1 pseudogene is annotated in these 392 nt (G+C 65.3%); it reads left to right on the top strand.

The features are described from left to right. Nucleotides 1-392, top strand: a pseudogene (locus E0T84_RS31690) (HNH endonuclease); the annotation flags it as partial.

Raw genomic sequence — 392 nt, 5'->3', positions numbered from 1 at the left:
GCCGAACGCTGCGACATCGACCACACCGCGCCCTGGCCCGCCGGGCCGACGCATCCGTCCAACACCAAGCTGTACTGCCGGGCCCATCACCTGGTCAAAACTTTCGTCAAGGGCTGGACGGACCGTCAATACCCCGATGGCACAGTCGTTTTCACCTCACCGACCGGGCACACCTACCTCACCGAACCCCACGGCGCCGCGATGTTCCCCACCCTGGCCCAACCCACCGGGAACCTGGACCTGCCCGCACCGCCGGCCGAGACTCCGGGGCGCGGGGCCAAGATGCCCAAGAGGTATCAAACCCGCGAACAAGACCAACGCGACCGCATCGCCGAAGAACGACGGCTACGCGCCGAACTCAACAACGACCTCCAAACCCAAAACGACTACCT

The sequence above is a fragment of the Mycobacterium sp. DBP42 genome, assembly GCF_005924235.1.
Lineage (GTDB): Bacteria > Actinomycetota > Actinomycetes > Mycobacteriales > Mycobacteriaceae > Mycobacterium > Mycobacterium syngnathidarum.
This window is presented reverse-complemented; position numbering and strand designations above follow the sequence as displayed.